The sequence below is a fragment of the Achromobacter sp. F4_2707 genome (genome assembly GCF_047501535.1).
Taxonomy (GTDB): domain Bacteria; phylum Pseudomonadota; class Gammaproteobacteria; order Burkholderiales; family Burkholderiaceae_B; genus Yanghanlia.
Map to the genome: position 1 here is coordinate 1 of NZ_JAZDRJ010000008.1, position 16,631 is coordinate 16,631.

13 protein-coding genes, 1 other RNA gene and 3 pseudogenes are annotated in these 16,631 nt (G+C 56.3%); 10 read left to right on the forward strand and 7 right to left on the reverse strand.

Going from position 1 to position 16,631, the window contains the following annotated elements:
- The first annotated feature begins 175 nt into the window (after window positions 1–175).
- Window positions 176–523: a cupin domain-containing protein gene (locus tag VRY85_RS09000; RefSeq protein WP_414598259.1), complete on the forward strand. Its 348-nt coding sequence runs from the start codon at window positions 176–178 to the stop codon at window positions 521–523.
- Between the two features lie 94 nt (window positions 524–617).
- Window positions 618–1,049, forward strand: a complete 432-nt coding sequence (locus VRY85_RS09005) for a hypothetical protein (protein ID WP_414598260.1) — start codon at window positions 618–620, stop codon at window positions 1,047–1,049.
- 228 nt (window positions 1,050–1,277) lie between these two features.
- Here the strand turns inward: VRY85_RS09005 and VRY85_RS09010 are convergent.
- Window positions 1,278–2,784: pseudogene (locus tag VRY85_RS09010) on the reverse strand (IS5 family transposase).
- A gap of 126 nt (window positions 2,785–2,910) precedes the next feature.
- On the opposite strand from VRY85_RS09010, the pseudogene VRY85_RS09015 reads away from it, so the two are divergent.
- Window positions 2,911–3,108, forward strand: a pseudogene (locus tag VRY85_RS09015) (integrase core domain-containing protein); the annotation flags it as partial.
- 94 nt (window positions 3,109–3,202) lie between these two features.
- Here VRY85_RS09015 and VRY85_RS09020 read toward each other — a convergent pair.
- Both VRY85_RS09020 and VRY85_RS09025 read right to left on the reverse strand, forming a co-directional pair.
- Window positions 3,203–4,186, reverse strand: a complete 984-nt coding sequence (locus VRY85_RS09020) for a restriction endonuclease (RefSeq protein ID WP_414598261.1) — start codon at window positions 4,184–4,186, stop codon at window positions 3,203–3,205.
- Window positions 4,187–4,234: 48 nt separating this feature from the next.
- Window positions 4,235–4,756, reverse strand: coding sequence for a hypothetical protein (locus VRY85_RS09025; RefSeq protein WP_414598262.1), 522 nt, complete (start codon window positions 4,754–4,756; stop codon window positions 4,235–4,237).
- Between the two features lie 467 nt (window positions 4,757–5,223).
- Between VRY85_RS09025 and VRY85_RS09030 the strand changes: the two are divergent.
- Window positions 5,224–5,494: pseudogene (locus tag VRY85_RS09030) on the forward strand (transposase); the annotation flags it as partial.
- Window positions 5,495–5,799: 305 nt separating this feature from the next.
- Here VRY85_RS09030 and ssrA read toward each other — a convergent pair.
- The 4 genes from ssrA to ompA all read right to left on the reverse strand — a co-directional run bounded on the left by ssrA (window position 5,800) and on the right by ompA (window position 8,384).
- Window positions 5,800–6,163, reverse strand: a transfer-messenger RNA (tmRNA) gene (ssrA, locus tag VRY85_RS09035).
- Window positions 6,164–6,278: 115 nt separating this feature from the next.
- Entirely contained in the window at window positions 6,279–6,944 is a 666-nt protein-coding gene (locus tag VRY85_RS09040; protein ID WP_414598263.1) for an HAD family hydrolase, read from the reverse strand.
- The gene (gene ubiG / locus VRY85_RS09045; RefSeq protein ID WP_414598264.1) at window positions 6,941–7,681 is read right to left on the reverse strand and encodes a bifunctional 2-polyprenyl-6-hydroxyphenol methylase/3-demethylubiquinol 3-O-methyltransferase UbiG; all 741 of its coding nucleotides are present in this window, start codon (window positions 7,679–7,681) and stop codon (window positions 6,941–6,943) included. The genes VRY85_RS09040 and ubiG overlap by 4 nt, the downstream gene beginning before the upstream one ends.
- Before the next feature lie 118 nt (window positions 7,682–7,799).
- On the reverse strand, window positions 7,800–8,384 hold the full coding sequence (gene ompA, locus VRY85_RS09050; RefSeq protein ID WP_414598265.1) for an outer membrane protein OmpA: 585 nt from the start codon (window positions 8,382–8,384) through the stop codon (window positions 7,800–7,802).
- 403 nt (window positions 8,385–8,787) lie between these two features.
- On the opposite strand from ompA, the gene gyrA reads away from it, so the two are divergent.
- Genes gyrA through cmk form a run of 6 tightly spaced genes read left to right on the forward strand, consistent with a single transcriptional unit; the run spans window position 8,788 to window position 16,609 of the window.
- Window positions 8,788–11,508 carry a DNA gyrase subunit A gene (gene gyrA, locus VRY85_RS09055; protein WP_414598266.1) on the forward strand — a complete coding sequence of 907 codons (2,721 nt, stop codon included), beginning with the start codon at window positions 8,788–8,790 and terminating at the stop codon, window positions 11,506–11,508.
- Window positions 11,505–12,635, forward strand: a complete 1,131-nt coding sequence (gene serC / locus VRY85_RS09060; RefSeq protein ID WP_414598267.1) for a 3-phosphoserine/phosphohydroxythreonine transaminase — start codon at window positions 11,505–11,507, stop codon at window positions 12,633–12,635. Before gyrA ends, serC begins: the two co-directional genes overlap by 4 nt.
- Complete coding sequence (pheA, locus tag VRY85_RS09065) at window positions 12,628–13,713, forward strand: prephenate dehydratase (protein WP_414598268.1); 1,086 nt, start codon at window positions 12,628–12,630, stop codon at window positions 13,711–13,713. The genes serC and pheA overlap by 8 nt, the downstream gene beginning before the upstream one ends.
- 9 nt (window positions 13,714–13,722) lie before the next feature.
- Window positions 13,723–14,625: a prephenate dehydrogenase gene (locus VRY85_RS09070; RefSeq protein ID WP_414598269.1), complete on the forward strand. Its 903-nt coding sequence runs from the start codon at window positions 13,723–13,725 to the stop codon at window positions 14,623–14,625.
- Window positions 14,622–15,944: a 3-phosphoshikimate 1-carboxyvinyltransferase gene (aroA, locus tag VRY85_RS09075; RefSeq protein WP_414598270.1), complete on the forward strand. Its 1,323-nt coding sequence runs from the start codon at window positions 14,622–14,624 to the stop codon at window positions 15,942–15,944. The genes VRY85_RS09070 and aroA overlap by 4 nt, the downstream gene beginning before the upstream one ends.
- On the forward strand, window positions 15,941–16,609 hold the full coding sequence (gene cmk, locus VRY85_RS09080) for a (d)CMP kinase (RefSeq protein WP_414598271.1): 669 nt from the start codon (window positions 15,941–15,943) through the stop codon (window positions 16,607–16,609). The genes aroA and cmk overlap by 4 nt, the downstream gene beginning before the upstream one ends.
- Window positions 16,610–16,631: the final 22 nt, after the last annotated feature.

A 16,631-nucleotide genomic window follows, 5' to 3' on the forward strand; every position in this document is an offset into this window, starting at 1 on the left:
CCATACGCGTGACTGGAACCCGGTCGGTGAGGTGTGGTTAAACCCGCCGAAGGAACATGCCGCAGCGCCTCAAGAATTGAATCACGCGGCATGAAGAAAACGGACATCATTGTTGACAAACACCGGGAACAGCGCTGTCATGGGAGCGACCGTTCTGTCCCGTTCGGAGCCATTCATGAAACCAGTACGCAACCTGTTCGATGCAATGCCCCAGGCAGATGTTTCAGAGGAAACATTCACCGACCTGCTGGCGGTTCCCGGTCTGAGGGTTGAGCGCATTGTGTCCCAGGGCCAAATTAGCCCGCCGGGATTCTGGTACGAGCAGGATTGGGACGAATGGGTGATGATTATCGAAGGCGAAGCGCATTTGCAGGTGGAAGGGCAAGAAAACCCTCTGCGCCTGAAAGTCGGCGACCACGTCTGGTTACCAGCCGGGCGCCGACACCGCGTGGTTTACACCCGCCAGCAGCCGCCGACTATCTGGCTGGCCGTGCACCGCGGCATGTCCCCGGGTTCCGATTGAGGAGCAGCCCATTTTTTGGGTTCTTCACGCATGTCCGGGGAACGCGGCCTTTATCTTCAGGAAGAAGTAATCCGTGTCGCGTGCGGGCGATGTCTTGACGATCAATGATGAGCCATTCGATTTTGAGCCGCTGCCGGTCGGCGCCACGCTCCCGGCCGAAGCCAAATTCGAGCAGGCCCGCGAAGCCAAACTCTCTGAAATTAACTCAGCGTTCAACGCGGCGGCCGCGGCGCTCACCGATGGCTACCCCGAAGCAGAGCGCACGACCTGGGCCACTCAGCAGAAAGAAGCGCTGGCCTGGGGGGCGGACCCTGCAGCGCCCACGCCATATCTCGATGGTCTGGCCGCCGCGCGAGGCATCCTCGCCGAAGAAATGCGGCAGAAGACGCTCGACCAGACCCAGCTTTTCATGGTGGCCAGCCAGCAACTGGTAGGCACCCGGCAGCGACTGCGCGACCTTGCGTACGATGCAAAAACCCAGGTAGAGCTTGACGGCATAAAGTGGTCAAGCGCCGAAACCACCTGACTTTTGGATTTCCTATAGAACGGCCTCAATCATTTTCTTGGCTTCGCGGGCGATACCGCCGGCCGGTAATCCGAGCGCAGCACATAAGGAATCGAAGATGACATCAGCCCCCGCTAACAGACGTCTGAGCCATGCGCGAGCGCTTCGGAAATACCCTTTCGTTAATTCGTCAAACCTGATTTATTCATTTTCATCTGAATTTGCGTTTCGCTGAGCCATTTCCACGAGTCAAGCCCACGCTCCTAATCCTTTTTGCTGGCCGTTAGCCTGCTTTCCAAGTGCCCAATCACGCAAGCCCTGCCAGTTTTGACTCGATACAGGCTGTTTTTGCAGGCGCAAAAAAAGGTGCCACAGGAAGGAAATACCCTTTCGGGCGATCATCCTCAGCAACCATTTCAGGTTATAGCACGCTGCACAGAGCACAGCGTGGAGCCTGTCGCCCTGTTCGCCTTTGAGGTGGCAGCGTTTCATTCGGTGATCAGCCTTCAAGTGCCCAATAACGGGTTCTACTGCCTGCCGTCGCTTGAGTTGTTTGCGTTCCTGGCTCGTCAGTCGTGTCGGTTTGCCACGATCGATGCACGATGCGCAAGTTCGGGTTTTCAGCTTCGACACCCCGGTAGCCCAGATCCACAAACGCGGTGGTCGGTTTAATGCCGCAATCCTGCATCAGAATAGTGGCCTGTTCTATCTGGGCGTTCAGGGTGTGGCCGTCGTAGGGGTTGCCGTGGAAGGCACGGGCGCCCACGATCAGGTTGCCTTTAAAGGTGCTGGCGATGCCGACCTTCACTCCGAACTCGTAGGGCTGGCGCGCTTTGCCCTTGCTGATACAGCTCACTTCGGGAGCATGCCAGGCGTACAACTTGGGTTGACCGTTCTGGGTCGTGCGCTGGGCGCTTTGGGCAATCAGTCGATTGGCTTTGTCGATACTTTCCCGGAGCGCAGCCTGGACCGTTAAGGCAAGCGTGCTGGCCTTGCGTTCGATCTCCCGCGCCAGTCGGCCCACAATGGTTCGCTGGCGGCGAATCACCCGGCGCATACGTTTGAACTGCCGTGCATGAGCATAGCGCCCCGCTTGGCGGCTGAGCGCCGGGCCTTCCTTAGCGAAAGTCTGCTTCAACGCGATACCCGCTTCTTTGGCGTGCGCTACCAGCTTGGTACGAGCCACTTCCAGCAACCGACTGTCTGTGGGATGCGCAATGGCTTTTTCTTGCACAGTGGAGTCGACAATGACTCGACTCAGTTCCTGAGGCTTGATCAGTTTTAGCTCGACTGCTGCGTTAATGGTCTGAGCCAACAATTCCTCAACGCCTTCGTCGCCGAGCAGTTTACGGAATTTGACCAGGGTGCTGGCATCACACGGCACACGATCTTCGTAATACGCCTGACCACTGAAGAACTGCCAGCGAGGCGTGTCCGCCCAACGCGCCACAACCCCTTCATCGGATTCATCGAAAGCGTGTTTCAGATACAGCAGGGAAATCATTACGCGCAACGGTATCCGCGGGCGGCCCGCCTTGCTGTCCTTGCTGACCCGCTGAGGTTTCTCACCGAACAAATCCAGATCGTGCATGGGCACTTCGGCACGCGCTTTGCGCATAAACAAGTGCGAAACGTTTGCTTCAAGCTCCTGCCAGGGCATACGCGAAGCCAACACTGACAGTGGATGACGCAAGTCAATCATCTGATCAATACGGGCGCGAAAGAAATCGTCGGTGGCAGGGCAAGCAAACATCATGGAAAACTCCCAGAAAACAGCCTCCATTGGATACCAAACTGGGAGTTCTGGCTATTGGGAAAAGGGCTGAAAGCGAGTGTTTATAAGGGGTGGAGGGGTTATTCAGGGTCGACCACTTAGTACATGCCCGACTTCCTAAGCACTCAGCTACTGCAATGGGGTGTTGACGAGAAGTTGGAAACAGTTCTGATGGAACCCGGCAAACCATGGCAAAACGGCACGAATGAGTGCTTCAACGGAAAGTTCCGCGACGAATGCCTGTCGATGGAGTGGTTCCGAACCCGATTAGAAGCCCGGATCGTAATGGAGGATTGGCGTTGCCACTGAGCAGAAGCTGTTGGGCCATTGCAGGCCCATAGGGGTCAGTAGGGTATCTACTCGAACAGATCAAGTGACGGGAAGCTCACCGGATGCCTCCTCATGCACAAAGAGCTTCAAGCTTCTCAGGCAGTTCGTCATGATGTAATAGCTGCACTCCTGTGCGTTCAGCAACTTTGCGAGCCGATGGAGTGTACGTTGAATTTGATACGACGAAAGCGTAGTCACAATCGTAAAAGCTTTTTGCTGCGAACACCTCCTGCACTGCTTTGTTGCCGACAGTTGACGCGTACAGTTTGCATTGGATGACGATGCGCACGCCATCTCGCGCAGCGATGACGTCCGCTCCCTGATCGCCCGAGCCTTTTGTCACTTGAACCTCCCAGTCACACTCTTCAACGATATTGCCGACGAATGTCTCGTAGTCATGCCCTGACATTGTTGTCAGATCGTTCAGATATGTACGGGAATCATCCGCATCTATCAAGTCGTCCAGATACTCCACCCACGCTTCAACCACTTTGCTGTTCGACAGGTCGTTTAGAAGGTCATACCGTCCTGTGAAGTTCGCAAATTCTGGAATGGGATGGTCAAGCGGTAAAAGCACCACAGTTACAAAATATTCACACTCCTTAAGCCAGCCATCTTCATGCAAAATGCCATAATCATCTTTATAAGTATTCTGCGCTCTTTTACGCCTGAGTGTCGCCATGTGAGGCTGAATTTTCGCGAGTGCTATTGCTTGCACGAGTGTTTTCTCTACGCAAGATTCAAATTCGCCCACTTTTTTTGGAGTAAGCATAGACTCACTCGCTGCGCGGGACAAGTGGGCTTTCAGCGTATCTGCACTCGTTATTCCCAGCGAGTCGATGAGTTCGTTGCACATTGAGACCAGATTTTGTCGATTGTAAGGTAGGAGTAAGGGGTTGGTGAGTAAATACGCCCCTACTAAGGCTGCCCCCAAGATCGCCAAAATTACCGAAAATGTTCCCGGGTTTGCGAGAGCTAGCTCACCGAGCCTTAATAGAACGATAATAGCGAATCCAATTCCCAGTAGCCGTATAACACCCATTACGATATCCAATCAGCTGAACCTAATATCTTTACCGCCTCAAGTAAAATGATGATGACACTAGTGTGTGCTTATTCCGCACGCATCCATGAAGGTTGTCGTAGACGCAGTCGACCCAGAGACTCCTATAGCTTCTGAGAACTTTTGTCCACTTGGTAAAACGACACCGACGAGGATCTTTGATCTTGCCGCTTGAATCTGCTTCAGCACCGTCAATACCTCAGCGGCGTAATCGTTATCGGATACTATGATCTGCGTATAATTTTCATTTCTGCGATACCAGCTCGCATTGAATCGAATCGGGTCGGCACTATCTACTTTTAATATCAGCGTCACTACTGACGAATTGTTAGCAGTCTCATTCCTCGTCTGAGGAGATTTTTCCAGTAACGCCATTTCAGTGCCGGAGGAATCACATTCAAAAATCAAAGGATGGAAGTCGTTATCAGATGTGAGAAATGCTTTTTTGCCAGTTTCTGAAAAAAGATCGTCCTCTACTTTCACGTACCAGTTGCGAGCGCTAGCTGCCGAAATTGTCGAGAAAACTAGCCCAACAAGCAGTAATGCCTTGGTAATGCTCATACAAACACTCATTGTCTCTCCTCCTGACGTCGAAAACTGAGGTCAATCTTATACCAAGTAGCATATAGTTTCCATTTGTACTGTTTTTATTTTTTTCCCCCATCGCAGTCATCTGTCAAGCGTAGAAAAGGTCGGCGACCGACAATTTTTTGTCTTAACAATTATTTCACTAGTCCAGTGGCTGAGTGCTTTATCACGAGGGCGTTCGCTCCCCTATACTAGGGGGCGAATGGGGGGCACGAATCCGCTTGTACGGGCAGCACCCTCCCGTCTTTTGTCTACCTGAACGGTAGGACGGCGGTTCAGCTTGCTGAACGCTAACTGTGTCCTGAACTGCAAGGCGGCCCGCACAGGTTGCAGGAATCCTACTTTCCCTCATCCGTTGAACGCGACTACGACTACGGTTCCGGCCGTAAGCTCCCCCTGAGAGTAGACGTTAGTCGGTAGAATTTCGGAGCCTCCCTGATATGGAGACTCCCTTGAAGAAAAGCAGATTTACGGAAAGCCAGATTGTGGCGGTGTTGAAAGAAGGCGAAGCGGGCCTGCCGGTGGCGGAGCTGTGCCGCAAGCACGGCATCAGTTCGGCCACCTATTACAACTGGAAGAGCAAGTACGCGGGCGTTGAAGTCTCCGAGCTGCAACGCTTGCGGGAGCTGGAAGCGGAGAATGCTCGGCTTAAGCGCATGTATGCCGACTTGGCGCTGGAGAACGCAGCGATCAAGGATGTGCTGAATCGAAAATCCTGACGCCGTCAGCCAGGCGCGAAGTGGTCGAACAATTGGTGCAAGCCAAACTCTCGATTACACACACGCTTGTCAGATTGCAGGCCTATCGCGGGCGGCGTACTACAAGAGGTGAATCTAACCGGGTTTTGAGGAGGCTTCAGTTCCGGTGTTTGTCAACAATGATGTCCGTTTTCTTCATGCTGCATGACGCAATTCTTGGGGCGCTGTGATATGGATCAAGCAACCCAAAAACAGCCCAAAAAAAAGCCAGCTTCTGAGGCTGGCTAATTTTTAAGTGCTTGATTTTACAAGGGTATTTGGTGGAGCCGGGGGGAATTGAACCCCCGTCCGCAAGCCCTCCGCAGGCAGTTCTACATGTGTAGTCGATACATTTTAAGTTTTAACCTCGGTGCATGCCTATCGACAGGCCCTACCTTGGCGATTCACTGGATTTAAGAAGCTGCCTCGTGACTCGACAGATTCCGATTCTTTGTGAATGACGCTGCTGTAGGTTTTACCCTACCTGACCCAAAGACAAATCAGTGCAGCGGCTCACCGCTTAAGCGGCTAGAGCGAAACGCTCGTCGTTGGCGTTTATGGTTTTCCAGTGGATTTACGAGCTTACTGGTGCTCGACATGCCCTACGCTGTTTCGTGACCCACGTCGAAGCCAGATCGGCCCCATGTGAAATCAGTATTGCAGTACTTATTGTATATCAAACCGGATATTTTTCATAGTGTGAAAGATCTCCGTAACGTGGAATACCCACTTGCTTGGTTAGTACATATTCTCGCAGATTAGTTCCGTGCCCAATTCTCAATGACATCCCAGAGTTGTTCGGGGCGTTGAGCGATGGCGGTGGCATTCCACGTTTGTACGGCAGTTTCGTTGCCGCAATAGCCATAGGCGGCGACTACGGTTGCCATGCCTGCTGCATGCCCGGCCACGATGTCGCGTTGGTCGTCGCCAATATAGATGGCGTTGCCGGGATCAAAGCCTGTTTTTTCGGCAGCATGAAGCAAAGGGGCAGGGTGGGGCTTGGGGTGTGGGGTGGTGTCGCCACCGACCGTGATCGCGCAATTCCGATACAGACCCAGATGAACCACTAAGGGCACGGCAAGATATTCCAGCTTGTTGGTGACAATGCCCCACGTGTAGCCATTACTTTGCAGGTTGCCCAGCAGTTCGCGAATCCCCGGAAACAGAGCCGCGTGTGTGGTCATACCTTGCTCGTACTCAGCCAAGAATTCGTCGCGTGTGGCGTCGTACTCTGGGTGGTCGGGCGTCATGCCGAGGCTTGCTTTCAGCAGGCCACGGGCGCCGTGTGATGCATATTCGCGGTAGGAGTCCACGGGCAATGCTTCTAGCCCGCGGCGCGCGCGCAGCACGTTGGCGGCTGCGCCTAGGTCTGGGGCGGTGTCGGCCAAAGTACCGTCAAAGTCGAATAGCACAAGTTTATTCATTGACCAGGCTCCTCTTTACGGGTGGCAAGCAGGTAGTTGACAGAAGTATCGCCCGACAGCGAATAGATTTTCGTAAGCGGGTTGTACTCCAGGCCGGCAAAGGCGTGAGCCGCGAGACCGGCCTTGCGTGTGGCGGCGGTCAGTTCGCTGGGTTTGATGAAGCTTTCAAAATTGTGCGTACCGGCCGGCAGCAGCCGCAAGATGTATTCCGCACCCACGATGGCGAACAGAAACGATTTGGGGTTGCGGTTAATGGTGGAAAAGAACACCCAACCGCCGGGTTTGACCAGGTTGGCGCAGGCTTGCACGATGGAGCCGGGGTCCGGTACGTGCTCCAGCATTTCCATGCAAGTGACAATGTCGAACTGGCCTGGATGGCGAGCGGCCATCTCTTCAGCGCTGATAAGCTGGTAATCGACCTTGATGCCGGACTCCAGGCCATGCAGGCGAGCGACCTTGAGCGATTTATCTGCCAGGTCGATGCCGGTGACTTCCGCTCCTTCCTGAGCCATGCTTTCGGAAAGAATACCGCCGCCGCAGCCGACGTCAAGAATTTTCTTGCCGGCCAATGGCCCGGTGTGCTGGCGAATCCAGCCCAGCCGCAAGGGGTTGATGGCATGCAGCGGTTTGAATTCGCTTTCAGGGTCCCACCAGCGAGAGGCCAGGGCGCTGAACTTGTCGAGTTCGGCCTGATCGGCATTGAGGGAGGAGTCGGATTTCTGAGCGGTGACGTTCATGTTGTAGCCTTTCACGTTCGGGCCCGGCCGGTTATTGTCGGCCTTGAAATGAATAAGGGCTCCGCAAGCGGAGCCCTTATTGTAGTCGTGAAAGCCGCCGACGTTGGCGGCATCGCGATTAGCGGCGGGTGCCGACGATCTCGATTTCTACACGACGGTTCTGTGCACGACCTTCGCGGGTGGCGTTGTCGGCGATGGGGCTGGTTTCGCCCTTGCCTTCGGTGTAGATACGATCAGCAGGGATGCCCTTGCCGACCAGGTAGTTCTTAACGGAGTTGGCACGGCGCTCGGACAGGCCCTGGTTGTACTGCTCGCTACCGATGGAGTCGGTGTGACCGACAGCGATCAGGGTTTCGAGGTTCAGGGTTTCGACCTGTGCAGCGACTTGGTCAAGAACCTGACGGCCTTCAGGCTTCAGAGTGTCTTTGTCGAAGTCGAAGAACGTATCAGCATTCAGGACAACCTTGGTGGCGGTAGGAGCCACAACAGGCGTTTCAGCAGCAGCAACAGGAACGCCGTCGCAGCCGGGGATGCCGGTGGCGGGTGTCCAGAAGGCATTGCGCCAGCAGAGTTCGTTGGTGCCGTTCATCCAAACGTCGCCAAATGCGCTACGCCAGTTGTCAACGGTTTGAGCGGATACTGCACTGGTAGCCGTAGCGGCTGCGAAAGCGAGTGCCAATGCGATTTTGGAGGGTTTGTTCATGTTTCTCCTCGTTTGAGCTTAATGCTGGTAAGTGACCGCAGCGAACCCCCGCCGCATATCAAGAAAACGGTGCCAGTATAGCAATGCGATGATGCAATCAAAGCACTACGCTGGGTTCCATACGTTGTTAGGCCGAATCTTACGGCATTTCTCCTGAGTTGTTTCAGACTTGACCGGCCAGAACCCCGATATGGAGGGTTTTATCCAGGTTCTGGGGCTTACTTGTTGGTTTTAGGCAACAGCTTAAAAGTCCCGGCTGGTTTGAAAAGGGTGGCAAACGAAGCACCCTGGCTGAGGGGCATATGGCATGCCAGATCGGTTGTAACGCCTCTGAGTGATAGAATCTACTATTCGCCCGCGTGCGGCCGTTTTACGTTTTTCAAGAGAAAGAGACACAAGCTCAATGGATTCCTTCGCTAAGGAAACGCTTCCGATATCGCTCGAAGAAGAAATGCGGCGCAGCTACCTCGATTACGCGATGAGCGTAATTGTGGGGCGCGCGTTGCCGGATGTCCGTGACGGCCTCAAACCGGTACATCGGCGCGTGCTGTTCGCCATGCACGAACTCAACAACGATTGGAATCGCCCCTATAAGAAGTCAGCCCGTATTGTGGGTGACGTTATCGGTAAGTATCACCCGCATGGTGACTTAGCCGTTTACGAGACGATCGTCCGCATGGCTCAGGATTTTTCCCTGCGCTATATGTTGGTCGACGGCCAAGGTAACTTTGGTTCGGTTGACGGCGACAGTGCCGCGGCCATGCGTTATACCGAAGTTCGACTCTCAAAGATCGCCCATGAACTGTTGGCCGATATCGACCAGGAAACGGTGGATTTTGGCCCCAACTACGATGGCAGTGAGCACGAACCTCTGCTGCTCCCGTCGCGGCTGCCTAACCTGCTGGTCAACGGCAGCTCGGGTATTGCCGTGGGTATGGCGACCAATATCCCCCCGCATAATCTGGCGGAAGTGGTCGACGGCTGTTTGTTCGCCCTGCGTAACCCCGAGTGCACCATCGACGAGCTGATGGAAATCATTCCGGCGCCCGACTTCCCCACAGGCGGCATTATTTACGGCATGTCCGGGGTGCGGGAAGGCTATCGTACAGGTCGTGGCCGGGTGGTCATGCGGGCCACCACGCACTTTGAAGATATTGAACGGGGTAATCGCCAGGCCATTGTGGTGGATTCCCTTCCTTATCAGGTCAATAAAAAGACGCTGCAGGAAAAGATTGCGGAACTCGTCAACGAGAAGCGCATCGAGGGCATTTCCGATATTCGCGACGAGTCCGACAAGGACGGCATGCGTTTGGTGATTGAGCTCAAGCGCGGTGAAGTGCCTGAAGTCATTCTGAATAATCTGTATAAGAATACGCAGCTTCAGGATACGTTCGGCATGAACCTGGTGGCTCTGGTTGATGGCCAGCCCCGCTTGCTGAATCTGAAGCAGATGGTCGATTACTTCCTCTCGCATCGCCGGGAAGTTGTAACGCGCCGTACTGTGTTCCAGTTGCGCAAGGCCCGTGAGCGCGGCCATGTGCTGGAAGGCCTGGCTGTGGCCCTGGCCAATATCGACGATTTCATTGCCATCATTAAAGCGGCTCCCACACCGCCTGTGGCTCGCCAGGAACTCATGGCGCGTACTTGGGATTCTTCCCTGGTGCGCGAGATGCTACAGCGTGCCGATGAAGGCGAGACGGTGGGTGGGCGCGCGGCCTATCGGCCCGAGTCCCTGCCTGCGGCCTTTGGCTTGCAGGAAGACGGCTTGTACCGCCTGAGCGATGTGCAAGCTCAGGAAATCTTGAACATGCGTCTGCAGCGGCTGACCGGCCTGGAGCAAGACAAAATCGTCGATGAGTACCGTGACATCATGGCTACCATCGCCGATCTGCTGGATATTCTGGCGCGCCCGGAACGCATTACGCAGATCATTGCTGACGAACTGCAGGCAGTGAAGGCCGAATACTCCATCGGCACCAAGGATACGCGCCGTTCGGAGATTGAATTCAACGCGGCGGAGATCGATACCGAAGATCTCATCACGCCCATGGACATGGTCGTCACGCTGTCGCATACCGGCTATATCAAGAGTCAGCCGCTGTCTGAATACCGCTCTCAGCGTCGCGGCGGGCGCGGCAAGCAGGCCACGGCCATGAAGGAAGACGACTGGATCGACCAGCTCTTCATCGCCAATACGCACGACTTCCTGTTGTGCTTCTCCGACCGTGGCCGCGTGTACTGGCTGAAGGTCTGGGAAGTGCCGTCGGGTTCGCGTAATTCGCGTGGCCGCCCCATCGTCAATATGTTCCCATTGGCGGATGGTGAAAAAATCACCGTGGTGCTGAACGTTAAGGAATTCAGCGAAGATCAATTCGTCTTTATGGCGACTTCGCGCGGTGTGGTCAAAAAGACACCGCTGTCCGACTTCTCCAATCCCCGTAAGGCGGGCATCATCGCCGTGGCGCTCGACGAGGGCGACTTCCTGATCGGCGCCGACCTCACCGATGGCAAGCACGACGTCATGCTGTTCTCCGACGCCGGTAAGGCTGTGCGGTTCGACGAAAATGACGTGCGTCCCATGGGCCGTCCGGCGCGCGGTGTGCGCGGCATGACACTGGAAGAAGGGCAGTCGGTGATTGCTCTGCTCGTGGCGGGCGATGAAACGCAAACGGTGCTGACCGCCACGGAAAACGGCTTTGGCAAGCGCACGCCTATCACTGAGTACACGCGCCATGGCCGCGGCACCAAGGGCATGATTGCTATCCAGACCTCCGCCCGGAATGGCAATGTGGTGGGGGCCGTTCTGGTCGAGCCCGATGACGAAATCATGCTGATCACGACCGGTGGCGTCTTGGTTCGCACACGGGTGTCTGAAATCCGCGAAATGGGCCGGGCGACTCAGGGTGTGACACTTATCAGCGTGGACGACGGCAGTATGTTGTCCGGCGTGCGTCGCGTGGTTGAAAGCGATCTCGACGACGAGCCTGAAGCGGTGGAAGTGATTTCCGAGCAGGCCGACGGCGCAGAAGAGGCGCAAGCTGAAGGGGATGCTCAAGGGCCAGATGCCGGGGGTAGCACCGACGCTGAGGGCAGCACTGGCGAAGAACCCGGAGATGTCGAATGAGTCGGCCGTGGAACTTTTCTGCAGGGCCATCGGCCCTGCCACTAGAGGTGCTTGAACAAGCGGCCCGCGAAATGACCGACTGGCAAGGCAGCGGCATGTCAGTGATGGAAATGAGCCATCGCGGCAAGCATTTCACCCAGATCCGGGATGAAGCCGTAGCCGACCTGCGCGAGCTGCTCGCCGTGCCGGATGACTTTGAAGTCCTCTTCATGCAGGGTGGGGCGACCGCTGAAAATGCGATTGTCCCCATGAACCTGATAGGCAGAGGGGGGGCAGGCAAGGCAGATTACATTTTGTCCGGCTCGTGGTCGAACAAGTCGTACAAAGAGGCGCAGCGTTACGGGGATATCTCCATTGCTGCCAGTAGTGGCGACAGCGCAGTCGAGAAGGGTGTTGAGCAGGGGCCGTGGACATGGTTTCCGACACCGGAAAGCTGGAAAGTTCGGCCCGACGCAGCGTACCTACACTTATGCTGTAACGAAACCATTGGTGGCGTGGAGTTTTCCCAGTGGCCAGACATGGCCGATGTAGGCGCACCCGGTGTACCACTGGTGGTAGATGCGTCATCGAATTTCCTGTCGCGCCCGATTGATTTTTCCAAGGTGGGCATGGTGTACGCCGGCGCACAGAAAAACGCCGGGCCGGCCGGGGTGACCATTGTGCTGGTGCGAAAGGATCTCATCGGTCACGCTTTGCCCATCTGCCCATCCGCCTTTGATTACGCCAATGTGGCTCAGGCGGGCTCGATGTTCAATACGCCGCCTACCTACGCGATTTACATCGCAGGGCTGGTGTTCAAATGGCTCAAACGCAGCGGTGGCATCGCCGCTGTTGAAGCCGAAAACATCCGCAAAGCGCAAGCCTTGTACGGTTTTCTTGATGGGTCCGGCTTTTACCGGAATAACGTGCAGGCCGAGGTACGTTCGCGTATGAATGTGCCGTTCTTCCTTCAAGATGAAACTCTCAACACCGAGTTTCTCGCCCAGGCGGAAGCCCGCGGGCTGTTGCAGCTCAAGGGCCACAAAAGCGTGGGGGGCATGCGCGCTTCTATTTATAACGCCGTGCCTTTCGAAGGCGTGCAGGCATTGATTACCTTCTTGCAGGAATTCGAACGACAACATGGATAACACCTTGCTCGCCCGTTTGCAGCCTTTGCGTCAACGTATCGATGCGATTGACGAGCAATTGCTTGCCTTATTGAATGAGCGGGCTCGTGCAGCCCAGGAAGTGGGCGATATAAAGAAGGAATTCGACGTTGACGGGCCGGTGCTCAAGCCCGAGCGCGAAGCTTCCATTATCCGCTCCTTGCAAGCCCGCAATCCGGGGCCGTTCACATCGGAAGCGGTGGATGCCGTGTGGACACAGATCATCTCCACATGCCGGGGCTTGGAAAGTGTGCTGAATGTGGCCTATCTGGGGCCACAGGGCTCGTTTTCGGAACAGGCGGCGTTCGAGCACTTCGGTCACGCCATTGAGTCGGTGCGTTGCGATTCCTTTGACGAGGTCTTCCGCGCTGTGGAGGCGGGGCAGGCCGATGTCGGAGTGGTGCCGGTAGAGAATTCCACCGAAGGGGCAGTGAACCGTACGCTCGACCTGTTGCTGAACTCGCCGCTTAAGATCATTGGTGAGCGCTCCATCAAAATCCATCACAACCTGCTGACGAAAACCGGCACGATGGAAGGCGTGACGCGCATTGTCGCGCACCCCCAGGCGCTGGCGCAGTGTCGCGACTGGCTGATGCGCAACTATCCATCCATGACGCTTGACGCAGCACCCAGCAATAGCGAAGCGGCGCGAATGGCTTCGCAGGATTCCACCGTTGCGGCGATTGCGGGCGATTACGCTGCCCATGCTTGGGATCTCCTGGTTGTGTCGTCGGGTATTCAGGACGATCCTCAAAACCGTACACGGTTTCTTGCCGTGGGCAAGATCGAGACCCTGCCCACCGGAGACGATCAGACCAGCATTATCCTGGCGGTACCTAATCGCGCGGGAGCCGTTTACACCATGTTGGCGCCCTTGGCGGGTAATGGTGTGTCCATGACGCGCTTTGAGTCGCGTCCGGCGCGCACGGGGCAGTGGGAATACTATTTCTATGTCGATATGCTGGGCCATCGGAACGACCCCAAAGTGAGCAAGGCATTGAGCGAACTCAAGCAAGAGGTTGCTTTTTTCAAGGAGCTTGGCTCCTACCCTCGACAATAAGAGGGCGGTATGCATGAACGACAACAGCCGGTCGGGGGCGAGCCCCGGCCTGTGCTTGCCGTCATTGGTGTTGGGCTGATAGGCGGCTCATTTGCCGCTGCCTTGCGTAAGGCGGGCGCCGTGGGGCGCGTGCTCGGCGTAGGGCGCAACCGAAAATCCTTACAACAGGCGGTTGAGCTGGGCCTGATTGATGCTGAGGCGTCGCTTGAGCAGGCGGCGCGCGAAGCCGACATTATTCTGTTGGCCGTTCCGGTGGGCGCTACGCAGGCGGTACTTGAAGCGCTGCGGCCCAGTTTGCGCGATCACACCCTGATTACGGACGCCGGCAGTACCAAACTTGGTGTGGTCGAGGCCGCGCGCGCAGCTCTGGGCGAACGCATTGGGCAGTTTGTGCCTGGGCATCCGATTGCGGGAGCTGAAAAAACGGGGCCGGCCGCCGCTGTGGCAGATCTGTATCAGGGCCGTACTGTGGTGCTGACACCGATCGACGAAAACCCTATGCAGGCCAGGCGGCGGTTGACCCGCTTATGGGAAGCCTGCGGAGCGCGTGTGATTGTGATGGAGCCCGAGACGCACGACTTGGTGCTCGCTTCGGTCAGCCACGTCCCTCATTTTCTTTCGTCAGTTTTCATGTGGCAGGTGGCCAGCGCGGAAAATTCCGATTTGCGCATGGAGCTGGCGGGCAGTGGTTTTCGTGACTTTACGCGGATTGCAGCGGGGTCTCCCGAAATGTGGCGCGATATTTTTCTGTCCAATCGGCCGGCGATGCTGTCCGAATTGGGTGAGGTCAGAAAGGCCCTGGATCACGCCGAGCAGGCGTTGCAGGCGGGGGATGCCACACAACTTCATGATTTCCTGGAGCGGGCGGCGCTGGCGCGGCGCTTCTGGGGCAGCAGGAGTGGACTCAAATGACACAACGACCCGAACAATTGGCTTTGGCGCCGGTCACGCGTGCGCAAGGCACCATGACGTTGCCGGGCTCCAAAAGCATCTCTAACCGTGCGCTGTTGCTGGCAGCGCTGGCCCAGGGGCGCACCGTGTTGCGCGGCTTGCTGGATTCTGATGATACCCGGGTCATGCTCGATGCGTTGGGCAAATTGGGTATTCAGTTGGAGCAAACAGCAGCAGGCTTGGTCGTGCACGGTGCACCCCGTTTTCCGGTGGAAAAGGCTGAGCTGTTCATGGGCAATGCCGGCACGGCAATCCGCCCATTAACCGCAGCTCTGGCTGTGCAAGGCGGCGATTACCGACTGTCCGGTGTGCCGCGCATGCATGAGCGCCCCATTGGCGACCTGGTCAATGCCTTGCGCATGCTGGGCGCGGATATTTCTTACTTAGGGAACGAAGGTTATCCGCCGCTGCACATCGGGCGAGGGCAGCCGGATCCCACGCAACCCGCGCGCGTCAAAGGCAATGTCTCCAGCCAGTTCCTGACTGCGCTGCTGATGGCCGCGCCATTGCTGGCCAATACCGCGGCAAGCCCCGTCGTAATTGAAGTGGAAGGCGAGCTGATTTCCCAGCCGTACATTCTGATTACCTTGAACCTGATGGCGCGTTTTGGCGTACAAGTGGAGCGAGATGGCTGGCAGCGGTTCACCATACCCGCTGGAGCGCAGTATCGGTCTCCAGGCGAATACACGATAGAAGGTGATGCTTCCTCTGCTTCGTATTTCATGGCCTTGGGCGCTATCGGTGGTGGGCCGTTGCGTATTCTAGGGGCGGGTGCCGACAGCATTCAGGGCGACATGGCTTTTGCAGAAGTTGTGCAAGCCATGGGCGCAAAAATTGAAATGGCGAAGGACTCCATCGAGGTTTCCGGCGTTGAAGTGGCCGCAGGTGAGCGTTTGCGCGCTTTCGACCGGGATTTCAACCTGATCCCTGATGCCGCCATGACGGCGGCGGCCATGGCCTTATACGCGGATGGCCCTTGCACACTGCGCAACATTGCTAGCTGGCGGGTCAAGGAAACCGATAGGATTGACGCCATGCATGCTGAACTAGCCAAATTGGGGGCGCAGGTGGAGTCGGGCCCCGACTGGCTGACGGTACACCCCATTAAGCCCGGCGGCTGGCGTAGCGCAAATATCGAAACCTACGACGACCACCGCATGGCCATGTGCTTTTCGCTTGCGGCTTTTGGCGGGGTGCCTGTAACGATTCTCGACCCGGCTTGCGTTGGAAAAACCTTTCCTGAATACTTTAGTGTTTATCAGCAGCTGGTACAGCCATGATTAAGCAAATAGCGCCCGTCATCACGATTGACGGCCCGACCGCATCCGGTAAAGGCACGATTGCCAGCAGAGTGGCCCGGCACCTTGGGTGGGATGTTCTGGACAGTGGCGCGCTTTACCGCCTGACTGCGCTAGATGTGCTGCGTACTGGCGGGCAGGCCGATGATGTCGAGGGCGTTGCAGAAATTGCGCGCAACCTCGACGTTAACTTTCGTGAAGGGCGTATCCTGTTAAGGGGTGAGGATGTCACCGAGGCGATTCGCGAAGAGGCCGTGGGGAATCTGGCTTCGCGTATTGCTTCTTACCCGCCGGTGCGGGAGGCCCTGCTACAGCGTCAGCGCGATTTTCTCCGCCCGCCCGGGCTTGTGGCGGATGGCCGCGACATGGGCACAGTGATATTTCCCGACGCACCACTCAAGATTTTCTTGGTTGCTACAGCCGAGGCGAGGGCGGAAAGGCGCTATAAACAGTTGAAGGAAAAGGGCTTTCCGGTTAAAATGACCGACCTTTTGGAAGATATGCGTGCGCGCGATGAACGCGATTCGAATCGGGCGAGTGCACCACTTGTTGCTGCGCCCGATGCAATCACCATTGATTCGTCGCATTTGAGTATCGACCAAACCGTTGAAATGGTACTCGACCTCTGGTCGAAAAGCAGTATTTGACCTTTGGTCAAAAACGGGAGGC